Below are 13,270 nucleotides of genomic sequence, written 5' to 3'. Positions count from 1 at the left end.
GGAGACGCGCCGGTGTTCAGATGCCGCGGAGGTCGCCGGCGGCTTGTTCGAGGAACCAGTCGTAGGTCGACTTGATGCCGGCCTCGAGTTCGATCGACGGCGACCAGCCCAGACCGCGGAGCTTCGACACGTCGAGCACCTTGCGCGGCATGCCGTCGGGCTTGGTGGCGTCGAACCGGAGTTCGGCGTCGGGACAGACCACGTCGCGGATCTTCTCGGCGAGTTCGCGGATCGGCAGGTCTTCGCCGGTACCGACGTTGACGTGCCCGGCCTGGCTGTAGTGGTCCATCAGGTAGAGGCAGGCGTCGGCCAGGTCGTCGACGTGGAGGAACTCGCGCATCGGTGAACCGGTGCCCCACACTTCGACCTCAGGCTGGTCGGACGTCCGGGACTCGTGGAACTTGCGGATGAGTGCCGGGAGGACGTGGCTCGACGTGAGGTCGAAGTTGTCGTTCGGGCCGTAGAGGTTGGTCGGCATCGCCGAGATGAAGTCGCGGCCGTACTGCTCGCGATACGCCTCGCACATCTTGATGCCGGCGATCTTCGCGATGGCGTACGCCTCGTTGGTCGGCTCCAGCGGCCCGTTCAGGAGTTGATCCTCGTTGATGGGCTGGTTGGCGTGGCGCGGGTAGATGCACGACGACCCGAGGTACAGGAGCTTGGTGACGTCGCTCTCGTGCGCGGCGTGGACCACGGTGCCGTGGATCATCATGTTGTCGTAGATGAACTCGGCCGGTCGAGTGCTGTTGGCCATGATGCCGCCCACCGTTCCGGCGACGAGGAACACGTAGTCGGGGCGGTTGGCGTCGAACCACTTCGACACCTCGAGTTGGTTGCGGAGGTCGACCTCGTCACGCGTGGCGGTGACCACGTCGGTGAACCCGTCGGCTTCGAGACGTCGGACGATCGCCGAGCCGACGAGGCCGCGGTGGCCTGCTACGAAGACCCGAGCGTTGCGGTCGATGGGCGCGTTGTTCGCCATGGCATCACGCTATCCGAGGCGATTCGCGGGTGGCGGGCGGCGTTCGGTCGGCGCTGTCCAGCGGCGCGGTCTCAGACGTCGTCGATGCCGTCGAGGTAGGCGCGGCCGTCGTCGCAGCCGTCGGCGAGTGGGCACCAGCGGCAGCTGACACCGGTGCGCCTCACCGGGGTGCGGCCGGCGTTGAGTTCGACGATGGCGTTGATGCCGTCGAGCGTCCGTCGCACGGCCGATCGCAACATCCGCTCCGACACGTCTTCGGCGTGCGCTTCTCCGGCGTCGAGGTAGAAGGTGGCGACCTTGCGCGGCGGCACCTCTCTCGCCAGCGTTTCGAGCAGGGCGTAGAAACCGAGGTCTTGGCGATGTTGCGGACGAGGGCGGCCGGTCTTGAGGTCGATGATGACCTTGCGGCTCTCGCGATGTGCTGGGCGGCCGAACACGAGGTCGACCTTTCCCGACAGCACGATCTGCCCCGCGTTGGGCCAGCGCACGGACGACTCGGTCATCGGGTTCCACTTCTTCGACAGCGGCGGGAAGTCCTCCATGAACTTGGTGACCCGGTCGATCGTCTGCCCGCGGACGTCGGCGTCGTCACCGGCCGACAAGGTGTCGATCCACTGGCCGATCCCGCGTTCCTCGTCGGCCAGACGGGCCATCGCCTCGTCGACCAGATCGGTCGGCGTGGGTTCGCCGCGCCACGTCAGCATGAGCTGGATCGCCCGGTGAGCGATGGTGCCCTTCGCGTTGGCGGGAGACCACTGGAAGTCGTCGGGGACGAGGTGGTGCTCTTCGCAGTCGAGCACCGAGGCGATCTTGTGCTTGCTGATCCACAGATCGGTGCGGTCGTCGAGCCGGCTCGCGAAGTGGTCGAGGGCCGCTCGCATCTCGTCGCGCAGGGTGGCGATCAGCTCGGGATCGAACACCACCGGATCGCCCGAACGCTTCAGCGTCTCGAGCGTGCGGAGCTGGGTCGGGGTCAGCGCGTCGAGGCCGGAGGGAGCGGTGTCGTCACCGACCGGCTCGGCATCGGCGAAGGCGTCGGGCATGCACCTGCACCATACCGAGCGACGGTGCGGCAGCCGGGGAGGAAGTCGACGATGGTTCGCGTGCTCCGGGCGGCCCGGTCGATAGTCTCAGCGCGTCGCCATGAGCCGGATCGCCATTCTGAACATCATCCTCGGCGGTATCGCGGCGAGCCTCGTCACCATCCTCGTCGTGCTCGAGACCAACGAGGATCCGCCGGCGCCGACCACGACCACCACGTCGACGACCACGACCACCTCGACGACGGTTCCGCCGACGACCTCGACGTCGACGACCACCTCGACCACCACGACGTCGTCGACCGCGCCATCGATCGTCCCGCCCTCGACCGAGGCACCCGACGACCGCTTCTTCGTGGGCATTCTCGTGGTGAACGGCACGACCGCGGGCGAGCGAGTGCAGCCGGCCGTCGACCGGTTGCGCAGCGCCGGCTACGGCCAGGTCCGCGGGACCGGCGGCGCCGTGGTGGCGCAGCAGACCGTGATCTACGCGATCGACGAGACGTTCCGTGCCGAGGCCGACGTCGTGGCCGCCGACCTCGGCTACGAGCCCGGCGAGATCCCGATCGAGCTGTTCGAGGACGCGCCGCCCGTGTCGGGCGTGCTCGAAGCGAAAGTCATCGTCTACCTGGGGCCGGAGCCGCTCCCGGAACTCTGAGACAGGGCTCTGCGCATCATGGATGCATGGAGTTCGCCTCGACCGTCGATTTCGCACACGCCGCCCGTCGCCTGACGCGCGCTGCGGTTCGGCGCGGTCTCGTCGGGCCGAGCTTCCGGTGCCCGCCCAGGCTGGTGGGTGTCGATCGGTCGATTCGCCGGCGGCGTGATGCCGATGGTGGGGGAGCGGTGGTGGCCGTGCGAGTCAAGGGTCGGCCTCGGGAGGCGGTGCTCGCCGACATGATCGAAGGCATCGTCGCCACCAACGAGCTCAAGCCGCCGGTGGCTGATCGGGTACGCACCGAGCTGTGGCAGGTCATCGCCCCGGTCTCGTTCTCCGACGACAAGCTCGGCGCAGCCTGACGCGGTTCGTCCACGTAGCCTGAGCCTGCATCCGGCCCGGGTGGCGAAACTGGCAGACGCGGGGGGCTTAAACCCCCCTTCCACTCGCGTGGAGTGCGGGTTCAAATCCCGCCCCGGGCACGTACACGCCGGTGTCTTCGATTGCGACGCTGGCGCGGTAGGGAGTGCGTTCTCAGCGGCGAGTGAAGCGTGGTGGCCGGCGTTGGGCCGTGGCCGTAACACCTTCCACGAAGTCGTCGGTGGCGCGCAGACGGGCCTGTTCTCTGGCCTCGTGGGCGGTTGCCACGGCGATGCGGTCGGCGAGGTCGGCGCGGAGAGTTGCACGAATCGATTCGACTGCGAGCGGAGCAGCGGCCGCGATCTCGGACGCGAGCGCGGTGGCTGCATGGAGGACGTCATCGTCCGGAGCGAGGGCATCGACCAGTCCGATGCGCGTGGCCTCGACGGCGTCGATACGACGGCCGGTGTACAGCAACTGTGCTGCCATCTGCTGTCCGACGAGTGCGGGGAGTGTGACGGACAAGCCGAATCCGTGGTGAAAGCCGAGCTTTGCGAAGTTGACGCTGAACCGGGCGTCGGGTGCGGCGACGCGGAAGTCCGCGGCGAGGCAGAGGCCGACTCCGCCGCCGATCACGGCTCCTTGTACTGCTGCGACGATCGGCTTTCGTGTGCGGAAGAGCCGCACCGCCGCCGCGTACAGATCTTCGGCCGTGTATCCGGAGTTGGACGAGGTCAGGTCCGCTCCGGCGCAGAAGTGCTTGCCTTGCGCACTGAGCACGACGACTCGGCAGTCATCGTCGTCGTCCATGGTCTCGAGCGCATCAGCGATGCCGGCGATCATGTCGAGGGAGAAGAAGTTGTTGGGCGGCCGTTGCAGGCGGACGTGTCCGATGTGTCCGGGTTCTCGTGACACGTCGATCGCGTCCTGATCGCTCATGACGGGAGCCCTTGCTGCTGTGGCTGGAGGTTGCGGTCGAGCAGATCGAACAGGCGGGCCCAATGGCGTGCTTCGCCGACGGGATCGTGTGCGGGGCGGTCATCGAAGGCGAAGCCGTGGTGCATGCCCCAGTAGCGCTCGACGCGTCCGCGTGCCTCGGTGTTCTGCATCGCGGCTTCGAATCGGTCGATCATGTCGAGCGGGACGTAGTCGTCGTGTTCTGCCGCTGCGATGTAGAGCTCACCGTCGATTTCGCTGAGCCGGGTGTGTGGAGAGTCGGCGCTGTCGACGTGGAGACGGACTCCGTAGAACGAGGCGGCCGCCTTGACTCGTTCGGCATACTCGGCGGCGATCCAGACGGCGAACGGGCCGCTCATGCAGTAGCCCACGACGCCGACCCGTTCGGCGTCGGCATCGACGTCGCTTTCCGCTGCCTGGAGCAGTGCTGCGGCGTCTCGACCGACCATGCGGTTCCCGACGCCGCGCATGAGTTCGCTCATCCGGGCGAGTGAGTCCTTGCTCGAGAAGTCGAGTTCGAACGAGTCCACTTGTCGGTAATAGAGGTTCGGGAGCATGACGAAGTAGCCGTGGGCGGCGATTCTGCGCGCCATCGCGTGGAGCAGTTCGCGTTTGCCAGGGGCGTCCATCAAGAACAGCACGACGGGGTGCGGGCCGCCGGACTCGGGGTGAACGACGTAGGTCTGCATCGTCCCGTCGTCCGTTGCGAGGTCGAGGTGGCGTTCGTTCAGCGTCGTGTCCAGCACATGCGGAACTCTAGACGAGTGAGCGGACCGATTCGACATTGGTGTCAATTTCTGTTCTATCCTGGGATGATGTCAGATCGAGCAGCGTCGACGGCCGGTATCCATCTCCCTCAGGCTGGTCCGGCGGCGTCGGGTGAGGCGATGCGCCGTGTGGCGGTGCTCGCCGAAGAGTTGGGCTACGCAGACGTGTGGTTGAGTGATCATCTCGTCGTGCCGACGGATGCGGTGTACCCGCCCTCGGCGTACGTGTACGAGCCGCTGGTGGCGATGGCGTGGGTCGCCGCAGCGACGAATCGGGTCCGCATCGGGACCACGGTCCTGGTGCTCCCGATGCGTAATCCGCTCTTCGTCGCCAAAGCGCTCGCGTCGATCGATCAGATGAGCGGCGGACGGGTGATCCTCGGAGCGGCGGCTGGTTGGAGGCGGAGTTCGATGCACTGGGCGTTCCCTTCGACGAGCGTGGAGCCCGAACGGACGAGGCCCTCGAGATGATGCGACGGGTGTGGACCGACGACCACATCGATGCCGACTACCCGGTTCACGGTGCGCGGTTCCGTTCGATGCGAGCGCTGCCCCAGCCGGTCGGTCATCTGCCGATCTGGATCGGCGGGCATGCCGGCGTGGCGATCGATCGGGCGATCCGGGTCGGCGACGGCTGGCACGGAGCGTTCCTCACACCGGACGAGACCCGCACTCGAGTCGCCACGTTGCGGTCGGCTCGCCCCGAGTCCGACTTCACGATCTCGATGAGGACACGTTGGGATCCACTCGTCGACGACCGCGACGAGATCGTCGCCGAACTCGAGCAGTACCTCGACATCGGTGTCGATCACTTCGTCGCCGAACCGAGCCAGCGAACCCTCGACGGATACCTCCAATCGGTCGAAGCGTTGGCCGAACTGTTCCGCTGCGCCGGTGTCGAGATGGCGACGTGACAACTCGAACTCGCGGGGGATTCGAACCGACCGGCGTCTCGGCCGACCGACGAACTGCACTCAACGCGACCCCAGGCCGGAAAGCCGCCGCCACTCGAGCGAAGCTGTTGACCGCAGCAAGAACGGTGTTCGCTCGGCACGGCTACATCGACACCACCGTCGAACTGGTCGTCGCCGCGGCGGGGCTCGCCCGGGGCAGCTTCTACACCTACTTCGACTCGAAGACCGATCTCTTCAAACACCTTGCTGCGACGATCGACGACGAATTCGACCGCGACGTCGTGAAGTTCGATCGCCGACGGGCCGGCGACCCGATCGAGAATCTCGACCGCTCCAACCGCAACTACCTCGACTTCGTTCGACGCAACGCCGATCTCTATCAACTCGCCGAGCAGGTCGCCAGCCACGATCCTGAGATCGCGCAGGCGCAGCTGAGGTCTCGGCAGCGGCACATCGCTCGCGTCGAGTCGTCGATTCGGCGGTGGCAGACCAACGGCTACGCCGACCCCGACGTCGACCCCGCCGTCACCGCCGCCGCACTGGTTGCGATGATCGCCGGTTTCGCCCGATGGAACCACGTCGCCGGCGACATTCACGACCACGGCGAAGCCGCTGCAGCCATGACTCGCATCTGGGTCAAAGCGTGCGGCCTGCGAGGAGTAGCCCCATGAGTTCACCGTCCACAGCAGATCAGGTCCGAAGCGAGGTCAGCGCATGGCTCGCCGAAGCGTGGGATCCCGACATCGGGCTCCTCGACTGGCGCGAGCGGCTCGTTGCATCAGGTTGGGCGGTGCCGTCCTGGTCGAGTGAATGGTATGGACGCGGGCTGCCTGCCTGGGCCGACACCGTCGTGGCCACCGAGCTACGTGCGGCCGGCGCCGTCGGCCCGCCGCTCGGCAGCGGCATGAACCTCGCAGCGCCTACGCTTGCCACACACGCATCCGACGAGCTCAAACGTCGCGTGCTTCGGCCGACCCTCACCGGCGAGCTGACCTGGTGCCAGTTGTTCAGCGAGCCAACTGCCGGATCCGATCTCGCCGGCCTCAAGGCCACCGCCGTCCTGGACGGTGACGAATGGATCGTCAACGGTCAGAAGGTGTGGAACACGAGCGCGCACCACGCGGACTTCGGCATGCTGGTCGCCCGAACCGACTGGGATGTTCCCAAGCATCAGGGCATCTCGTATTTCGTCCTGCCGATGAACCAGCCCGGCGTGGAGGTCCGACCGATCCGCCAGATGAACGGCTATGCGTCGTTCAGCGAGGTCTTCCTCACCGACGCGCAAATCCCCGCATCGAATCAGGTCGGTGACCTCGGCGAAGGATGGCGCATCGCACGCACGACCCTCGCGCACGAACGCAGCTTCGCCACGATGCGCAGACCGCAGTTCGGCCGCGACGGGCTTCCGCAAGGACGCGTGATCTCCGAGGCCGCTGCGGAGGCGGACGAGTACTTCAGCACCTACGTCTGGTATCCGCAGCGTGCCGGGCGAGCCGACCTGGCGATCGAACGAGCAAGAACGCTCGGCGTCGCCGACCGTCCGATCGTGCGACAGGCAATCGCCGATCTGATCTCATTCGTTCGCGTCAACGAATGGACCGCCGCCCGAGCGCGAGCGGCCCGGCTACTCGGGCGGCCGCCTGGTGCCGAGGGCTCGCTCGGCAAGTTGGCTGCGTCAGAGGTGGCGCGCCGCGCCGCGAACGTGCACACCCTCATCGGGGGCGCGGGCGGCATGATCACCGACGCAGGTCGACCTCACGACACGACCATCGCCGAAGTCCTCGTGTCAACCGTCGCGCAATCCATCGCCGGCGGAACCGACGAGATCCAACGCAACATCATCGGCGAGAACGTCCTCGGGCTGCCACGCGAACCAGGAGCCGACAGGGACCGGCCGTTTCGAGACGTCGTCCGCGACGGATGACACCATCGCGTCGACCTCCGACGCTGCCAGAGCACGGTCGTGGGTGAGAGTCCTTGTCGGCGTCGGCAGCGGTTGTCTCAGTGTCTGATACTGCCGGTTCAGCGTTGCTGGAGCCGTTGGAGCAGACCGATGACGAAGTCGGGCCGTTGGAATATCATGCCGACGAGCCAGCCGGCGAGGGCGAGGCCGAGGACGAGAAGGACGGCGAGGCCGCCGAAGGCGACCCAGACGATGGCAATGATTGCGCCCAGCGCTGCGCCGATGAGTCCGGTGTTGCGGATGATGTTGGTGGGTTCGTCCACGGTGTGGCTCCAGTCGGTTGTGACGGTTGGTTCGGGTGCGGTCAGCGGACGCGTGGCGGGCGGGGGTCGAATTCGACGGTGATGGCGATGGCGATGTCGGGGACGCCGAGGTTGATCCAGAAGCCGGTGTCGAGCCGCTCGTGGGCTTGGGTTTCGATGTCGGCGAGATCGCAGCGATCGTCGACGCGGATGGTGGCGTGGATCTTCTTGGCGGTGGGCATGACGGCGGCGGAGCCTGTGACGCCTTCGATCTGGCGGAGTTCGTGCTCCACCGAGCGCAGGGTTGCGCGCCCGGTGAGGTGTGTAGCGCCGTCCTCGTTGGATCCGACTTCGAGCATGCGAGAGGTGCCTTTCCGGGCGGGGGCGAGTTGGGCAGCGATGAGGATGATGCCGCCGATGGCCAGCGCGGCGCCGATGAGTGCGATCTGCCATGCAGCCCGGTCTGGGGCGAAGAGGTTGCGCGTGGTGTCGGCGAGGTTGGCGCGCCAGGTGTCGCCGTCGACCTCGGTGGCTTCGAGCGCGAGGAACACGCCGAGTGCGGTGACGGCGGCGATGAATGCGAGTTGTGTCGCCCGGCGGATGAGAGTCATGGGTCAGCGAGCGCGATGGCGCGACTTGAGCTTTCGGACGTCGATGACGTCGACGCTGCGCAGCGTGCAAGGGAGGCTGCGTTCGGACAGGAGGCCGGTGACCGCCGCAGTGTGCTCTGACACGGTGCCGGTGGCAGACGTGTCGGGAGTGACGAGGCGCAGGTCGACCTGACCGCGGCGCGTGACGCTGACGGTCGCGTCGACCCGTCGGTCGATCGGCTCCAGGTGTCGTTCGATGCTGGCCGCGAGTGTGTTGCGGTCGATACGCAGGCGGCGTTGACGTGTGCCGACGCGAAACGTGCCGTCGTCGCGTGTTCGTCGCCCGGCCAGCAGCCAGGCGACGAACAACACGACTCCCCCGATGATGAGGGTCACCGCGATCAGGATCGCGGGGCCCTCTCTCAGTGTCGATCGAAAGCGGTCGGTTCGTGTGGCGACCGTGTCCGTGTCGACGACTGGCTTCCAGCCGAAACTCAAGCTGAGCCACTGAGCTGCGATGAGCACCACCAGCGCGCACGTGGCGAACCCGACGAGTCGGGTGATGGCGCGGTACCAGGCGATGGTCATCGGTTCAGGAGGGACAGTGGATGTCGAGCGAGATTTCGGCCGGGACTACTGGACGCGGGATTCGGCGGGGGTGTCGTCGTCGAAAAGCATGTCGTCGACCTCGATGTTGACTTCCTTGACGATCAGGCCGGTGCCGTTCTCCACGCGGGCGATCACGTTCTCTCGGACTTCCTGGGCGAGGGTCGGGATCGGGAATCCGTAGCGGACCATGATGACGACGTCGATGGCGGCTTCCTTCTTGCCGACCTCCACGTTGACGCCCTGCGCGAGGGACTCCTGGCCGGGCTTGGCGCGACCCAGGAGGCGGCGGAACGACTTGCCCATGCCGGCGACGCCGTCGATCTCGCGTACCGCCTGACCGGCGAGCTTGGCAACGACACCGTCGGCGACGGTGGTGATGCCCTTGTCGGTCTCGAGGGTGAGACCCGTGTTGGTGTCGGCGCTGCTCGTCTTGGCGTCGGTGCGGGTTTCGGTGGCGGTGGCCATGGCGGTGTGCTCCTTCGGAAGGTCCACTCATTGGTGAGCGGTGTTTGGTTGACATGGGCTCTAACGACGTCCGGTTGCGGAAGTCGCGCAGAAATCTCGATTTCTTCTCTCAGGCGGAGCCGGATTGACTCGCTTGATGCCGAGGGACCGCGGAGCGGCGGCTGGAACCTGGTCAGGACTCGGGATCGTTTGCGATGAGTTCGAGAACTGATCGGAACGCGTCGGCGGCAGCGGCTGCGTCTCCCGATCGAAGCGCGGTGTACGCGCCGCCGGTGGCGGCGGTGAGCAGCAGCTGCCCGGCCTTGTTTGCATCGACGTCGCGGGCTGATCCGTCAGCGATCGCCTGCTCGACGTCGGCGACGAAGTGAGCCTCGACGAGTGTCATCCAGGGGCCGAACTCGGGTTCGAGTTCGCGAGCCGAGGTTGCTGACTCGAAGCCGAGGACGAACGCCGCGCGTACCCGGATGGGGGCGGTTCGGCCGAGTTCGGCGAGTCGGTCCGCTTTGGCGCTCAGCACCTCGATGCCGGTCATGTCGCTCGTGCGTTCGATCTCGAGGCTCTGGCGATAGCTGGTGCGTATGAGGGTCTGGGCGAGGCCGAGCTTCGACCCGAATCGAACCCTCACCATCTCGCGGCTGTAGCCGGCTCGACTGGCGATGAGCGCAGCGGTGGTGGCGTGGTAGCCGTGTTCGACGAACAGGGTGGCGGCGGCGTCGAGCAAGCGCTCGCGGGAGGTCGCAACCCGTTCTGCTTGGCTTGCTCGAGCACGTGCGGCCACATCGGAAGCGTGCCACATCGGAAGCGCACGGCCAACTTATTTGCATCTACGCAAATAAAATGTCAAGATGGCCGTGCATGCCGGTCCCTGCCTGCTCGACCGTGCCTCCTCTCTCGAAGGGAACTCCCGATGCTCAACTCGAACAGCCCGCTCGCCGAGGTGCGTGCGAAGTACGACGCCGAGCGCGACAAGCGCATCCGCCGAGACGGCAATGATCAGTTCACGCCGATCGCCGGCGATCTCGAGGAATTCGGGGCCGACCCCCACGCCGACGGGAGCACCCGGACCGAGCCCATCACCGACTGGACCGAGGTGGTGATCATCGGAGCCGGCTTCGGAGGACTGACGGTTGCGGGGCGCCTCAAGGCGGCCGGGGTGACGGACCTGCGGATCGTGGAGAAGGGCAGCAACGTCGGGGGAGCGTGGTACTGGAACCGCTACCCCGGAGTCCAGTGCGACATCGAGTCCTACATCTACCTCCCGCTGCTCGAGGAGACCGGCTACATGCCGTCGCTCAAGTACGCGTTCGGCGACGAGATCCGCCAGCACTGCGAGCGCATCGCCCAGCATTTCGACCTGTACGACCAGGCGGTGTTCTCCACCGAGGTCACCGAAGTCGCATGGGATCCGGCCGCAAAGGAGTGGACGGTTCACACGAGCAACGGCGATGCGATGCGAGCACGGCACGTGGTGATGGCCAACGGTCCGTTGAACCGACCAAAACTGCCGGGCATCCCGGGCATCACGACGTTCGGCGGCCACATGTTCCACACGTCGCGCTGGGACTACGAGTACACGGGCGGCAATCAGCACGGAGGACTCGATCGCCTCGCCGACAAGAAGGTCGCAGTGGTCGGTACCGGGGCGACGGCGCTGCAGTGCATCCCTCACGTCGCGGAGGGCGCCGAGCACCTCTACGTCGTGCAGCGCACACCGAGTGCGGTCGATGAGCGCAACAACAAGCCGACCGATCCCGAGTGGGTGGCGTCGCTCGAACCGGGCTGGCAGCGCCACCGAGCCGACAACTTCTTGGCACTGTGGTCGATGCGAGACGAACCCGAGGATCTCGTCGACGACATGTGGTGCGACCTCCGACGTCGGGTCTCGAGCGACATCGTGCCCAAGATCGCCAGCGGCGAAGCGACGCTCGATGACGTCCCCGAGCTTGCGGAGCGGGTCGACTTCGAATCGATGCAATCGATCCGAGACCGCGTCGAGCGGCTCGTCGAGGACCCCGAGACGGCCGAGATGCTGAAGCCGTACTATCGCAAGCTCTGCAAGCGGCCGGCCTTCCACGACGAGTACCTCCCGACGTTCAACCGGGAGAACGTGACCCTCGTCGACACCAACGGGCAAGGTGTCGAGCGAATCGACGAGACCGGTTTCGTCGTCGATGGCGCCCACTACGAGGTCGACTGCATCATCTTCGCGACCGGGTTCGAAGTCGGTACGACCTACACCCGCCGTTCCGGCTACGACATCGTCGGCACCGACGGCGTTCGTCTCTCCGAGAAGTGGGCCGACGCACCCAGCACGTTCTTCGGAATCCAAGCAGCCGACTTTCCCAACCTGTTCTTCACCAGCTCGATCCAGGGCTCCACCGGCATCAATCTGACGCAGACACTCGACGAACAGGCGCAGCACATCGCGCACGCGATCGGCCGCGGTCACGAACTCGACGCGCAGGTCATCGAGGTGACGGCCGACGCCGAGGCAGCCTGGGTCGAACGAATTCGCCTGTCGGGCGTCGAAACGAGGCGCGACTTCCTCGGGTCGTGCACCCCCGGCTACTACAACGGCGAAGGTGGCGAAGGCGGCGCGAAAGGGTTCTGGGAACACGAATTCGCCGGCACGGCGCTCGACTTCTTCGAGATCCTCCGTGATTGGCGTGCGACGAAACACCTTCCCGGCCTCCTCGTCGACGGCAAGGCATTGGAGGCGACACCCGACGACGACCGGCACGTTCGTTCGCTCGAGTCGGTGCACGTCAGGCTGGCCCCTGAGATGCGGCGCATCATCGAGGCCAGGGCCTCGCACGCCCGCCCACCCCTGCCAGAACTCGGCGTCGACGTGGCGCGTCAGGGGTTCGCCGCTGCCGCCAAGGCCGGTCGGTCGGGCCCCTCCATCGAAGAGGTGCGAGACATCGAGATCGAATCGGCCGAGGGGTCGATCCCTGCCCGGCTCTACGTCGACGGCGCCTCGGCGAGCGACGTCATCGTGTATTTCCACGGTGGTGGGTGGACCGTCGGTTCGGTCGACGACTACGACGCGCCGATGCGCCGGCTCGCGGCGACGACCGGCGCCGCCGTCTTGTCGGTCGGGTACCGCCTCGCTCCCGAAGACCCCTTCCCGGCGGCCGTCGACGATGCCTGGACGTCGCTTCGCTGGGCCGCAGCGCACATGGATGAGCTCGGTGGCGAGCGAGGTTCGTTGACCGTCGCCGGAGACAGCGCTGGGGCCAACCTGGCAGCCGTCATGGCGCTGCGCGCTCGTGACCACGACATCGAACTCGCCGGTCAGGTCCTGCTGTACCCGAGCGTCTCGGGAGACGCCGAGGCGCCGTACCTCGACGAGTTCTCGTCGCCATTCCTCACCAAGGCCGAGATCCAGTGGTTCTACGACCAGTACGTGCCGCGCCGCGATGACCGCACCGACCCCGACTTCGCTCCCTTGTTGGCCGACTCCCACGCGGATGTCGCTCCTGCGTTGATCGTGACCGCAGAGTTCGACCTCTTCCGGCAGGAAGGGGTGCGCTACCGCGATGCCCTCCGTGCAGCAGGTGTCCCGGTGGTGTACCGCGACTATCTCGGCGCCATGCACGGATGGTTCACGGTCGCTGACGGCAGCCACCTCGCCGAGAAGGTCCACCGCGACATCGCCGAGTTCGTCAGGGAGAACGCCGGCGATTCCGCAGCCGCCGGTCGGTGACCGCTCAGCACCCGCAG

The 13,270-nt window shown here is 66.6% G+C and carries 14 protein-coding genes, 1 tRNA gene and 1 pseudogene; 7 read left to right on the top strand and 9 right to left on the bottom strand.

The genetic code is table 11. The features are described 5' to 3' along the window. Positions 1 to 16: 16 nt before the first annotated feature. Together fcl and YM304_RS16470 are read right to left on the bottom strand one after the other, a co-directional pair. Complete coding sequence (gene fcl / locus YM304_RS16475) at positions 17 to 982, bottom strand: GDP-L-fucose synthase (protein WP_015442846.1); 966 nt, start codon at positions 980 to 982, stop codon at positions 17 to 19. A gap of 71 nt (positions 983 to 1,053) precedes the next feature. Beyond that, positions 1,054 to 2,025: a PD-(D/E)XK nuclease family protein gene (locus tag YM304_RS16470; RefSeq protein ID WP_015442845.1), complete on the bottom strand. Its 972-nt coding sequence runs from the start codon at positions 2,023 to 2,025 to the stop codon at positions 1,054 to 1,056. 100 nt (positions 2,026 to 2,125) lie between these two features. Between YM304_RS16470 and YM304_RS16465 the strand changes: the two genes are divergently transcribed. The 3 genes from YM304_RS16465 (at position 2,126) to YM304_RS16455 (ending at position 3,162) form a co-directional block, all read left to right on the top strand. Next, entirely contained in the window at positions 2,126 to 2,680 is a 555-nt protein-coding gene (locus YM304_RS16465) for a LytR C-terminal domain-containing protein (RefSeq protein ID WP_015442844.1), read from the top strand. Between the two features lie 26 nt (positions 2,681 to 2,706). Further along, positions 2,707 to 3,042 (top strand): hypothetical protein, encoded by a 336-nt coding sequence (locus YM304_RS16460; RefSeq protein ID WP_015442843.1) that lies wholly within the window; start codon positions 2,707 to 2,709, stop codon positions 3,040 to 3,042. 34 nt (positions 3,043 to 3,076) lie between these two features. Further along, positions 3,077 to 3,162: transfer RNA gene (locus YM304_RS16455), tRNA-Leu, on the top strand. Positions 3,163 to 3,214: 52 nt separating this feature from the next. Here YM304_RS16455 and YM304_RS16450 read toward each other — a convergent pair. Continuing rightward, positions 3,215 to 3,979 (bottom strand): enoyl-CoA hydratase/isomerase family protein, encoded by a 765-nt coding sequence (locus YM304_RS16450; protein WP_015442842.1) that lies wholly within the window; start codon positions 3,977 to 3,979, stop codon positions 3,215 to 3,217. Next, positions 3,976 to 4,743 carry a dienelactone hydrolase family protein gene (locus YM304_RS16445; RefSeq protein WP_197536896.1) on the bottom strand — a complete coding sequence of 256 codons (768 nt, stop codon included), beginning with the start codon at positions 4,741 to 4,743 and terminating at the stop codon, positions 3,976 to 3,978. The genes YM304_RS16450 and YM304_RS16445 overlap by 4 nt, the downstream gene beginning before the upstream one ends. Between YM304_RS16445 and YM304_RS25795 the strand changes: the two are divergent. The 3 genes and pseudogenes from YM304_RS25795 to YM304_RS16430 all read left to right on the top strand — a co-directional run bounded on the left by YM304_RS25795 (position 4,744) and on the right by YM304_RS16430 (position 7,602). Further along, a pseudogene (locus tag YM304_RS25795) lies at positions 4,744 to 5,678 on the top strand (TIGR03619 family F420-dependent LLM class oxidoreductase). Beyond that, entirely contained in the window at positions 5,675 to 6,349 is a 675-nt protein-coding gene (locus tag YM304_RS24130) for a TetR/AcrR family transcriptional regulator (protein WP_015442838.1), read from the top strand. The pseudogene YM304_RS25795 and the gene YM304_RS24130 overlap by 4 nt, the downstream one beginning before the upstream one ends. After that, entirely contained in the window at positions 6,247 to 7,602 is a 1,356-nt protein-coding gene (locus YM304_RS16430; RefSeq protein ID WP_083908424.1) for an acyl-CoA dehydrogenase family protein, read from the top strand. Before YM304_RS24130 ends, YM304_RS16430 begins: the two co-directional genes overlap by 103 nt. Positions 7,603 to 7,700: 98 nt before the next feature. Here the strand turns inward: YM304_RS16430 and YM304_RS16425 are convergent, their stop codons facing one another. From YM304_RS16425 to YM304_RS22875, 5 genes are all read right to left on the bottom strand, one after another. Next, entirely contained in the window at positions 7,701 to 7,904 is a 204-nt protein-coding gene (locus YM304_RS16425) for a hypothetical protein (protein ID WP_015442836.1), read from the bottom strand. 41 nt (positions 7,905 to 7,945) lie between these two features. Further along, positions 7,946 to 8,494, bottom strand: a complete 549-nt coding sequence (locus tag YM304_RS16420; RefSeq protein WP_015442835.1) for an Asp23/Gls24 family envelope stress response protein — start codon at positions 8,492 to 8,494, stop codon at positions 7,946 to 7,948. Positions 8,495 to 8,497: 3 nt separating this feature from the next. Continuing rightward, positions 8,498 to 9,061: a hypothetical protein gene (locus YM304_RS16415; protein WP_015442834.1), complete on the bottom strand. Its 564-nt coding sequence runs from the start codon at positions 9,059 to 9,061 to the stop codon at positions 8,498 to 8,500. A gap of 45 nt (positions 9,062 to 9,106) precedes the next feature. Further along, the gene (locus tag YM304_RS16410; protein WP_041298380.1) at positions 9,107 to 9,547 is read right to left on the bottom strand and encodes an Asp23/Gls24 family envelope stress response protein; all 441 of its coding nucleotides are present in this window, start codon (positions 9,545 to 9,547) and stop codon (positions 9,107 to 9,109) included. 172 nt (positions 9,548 to 9,719) lie between these two features. Further along, positions 9,720 to 10,325 carry a TetR/AcrR family transcriptional regulator gene (locus YM304_RS22875; protein WP_162142094.1) on the bottom strand — a complete coding sequence of 202 codons (606 nt, stop codon included), beginning with the start codon at positions 10,323 to 10,325 and terminating at the stop codon, positions 9,720 to 9,722. A 129-nt stretch (positions 10,326 to 10,454) separates the two neighbouring features. Between YM304_RS22875 and YM304_RS24840 the strand changes: the two genes are divergently transcribed. Further along, positions 10,455 to 13,253: a flavin-containing monooxygenase gene (locus YM304_RS24840; RefSeq protein ID WP_015442831.1), complete on the top strand. Its 2,799-nt coding sequence runs from the start codon at positions 10,455 to 10,457 to the stop codon at positions 13,251 to 13,253. Positions 13,254 to 13,270 lie beyond the last annotated feature (17 nt).

The sequence above is a fragment of the Ilumatobacter coccineus YM16-304 genome (genome assembly GCF_000348785.1).
GTDB classification, from domain to species: Bacteria; Actinomycetota; Acidimicrobiia; order Acidimicrobiales; family Ilumatobacteraceae; genus Ilumatobacter_A; species Ilumatobacter_A coccineus.
This window is presented reverse-complemented; position numbering and strand designations above follow the sequence as displayed.

Excerpts from the sequence above, each read along its gene's own strand:
- YM304_RS24840 (WP_015442831.1), top strand. The coding sequence starts at position 10,455 with ATGCTCAACTCGAACAGCCCGCTCGCCGAGGTGCGTGCGAAGTACGAC.
- fcl (WP_015442846.1), bottom strand. The coding sequence starts at position 982 with ATGGCGAACAACGCGCCCATCGACCGCAACGCTCGGGTCTTCGTAGCA.
- YM304_RS16415 (WP_015442834.1), bottom strand. The coding sequence starts at position 9,061 with ATGACCATCGCCTGGTACCGCGCCATCACCCGACTCGTCGGGTTCGCC.
- YM304_RS16465 (WP_015442844.1), top strand. The coding sequence starts at position 2,126 with ATGAGCCGGATCGCCATTCTGAACATCATCCTCGGCGGTATCGCGGCG.
- YM304_RS16430 (WP_083908424.1), top strand. The coding sequence starts at position 6,247 with ATGGAACCACGTCGCCGGCGACATTCACGACCACGGCGAAGCCGCTGC.
- YM304_RS16420 (WP_015442835.1), bottom strand. The coding sequence starts at position 8,494 with ATGACTCTCATCCGCCGGGCGACACAACTCGCATTCATCGCCGCCGTC.
- YM304_RS16470 (WP_015442845.1), bottom strand. The coding sequence starts at position 2,025 with ATGCCCGACGCCTTCGCCGATGCCGAGCCGGTCGGTGACGACACCGCT.
- YM304_RS16410 (WP_041298380.1), bottom strand. The coding sequence starts at position 9,547 with ATGGCCACCGCCACCGAAACCCGCACCGACGCCAAGACGAGCAGCGCC.
- YM304_RS16460 (WP_015442843.1), top strand. The coding sequence starts at position 2,707 with ATGGAGTTCGCCTCGACCGTCGATTTCGCACACGCCGCCCGTCGCCTG.
- YM304_RS16450 (WP_015442842.1), bottom strand. The coding sequence starts at position 3,979 with ATGAGCGATCAGGACGCGATCGACGTGTCACGAGAACCCGGACACATC.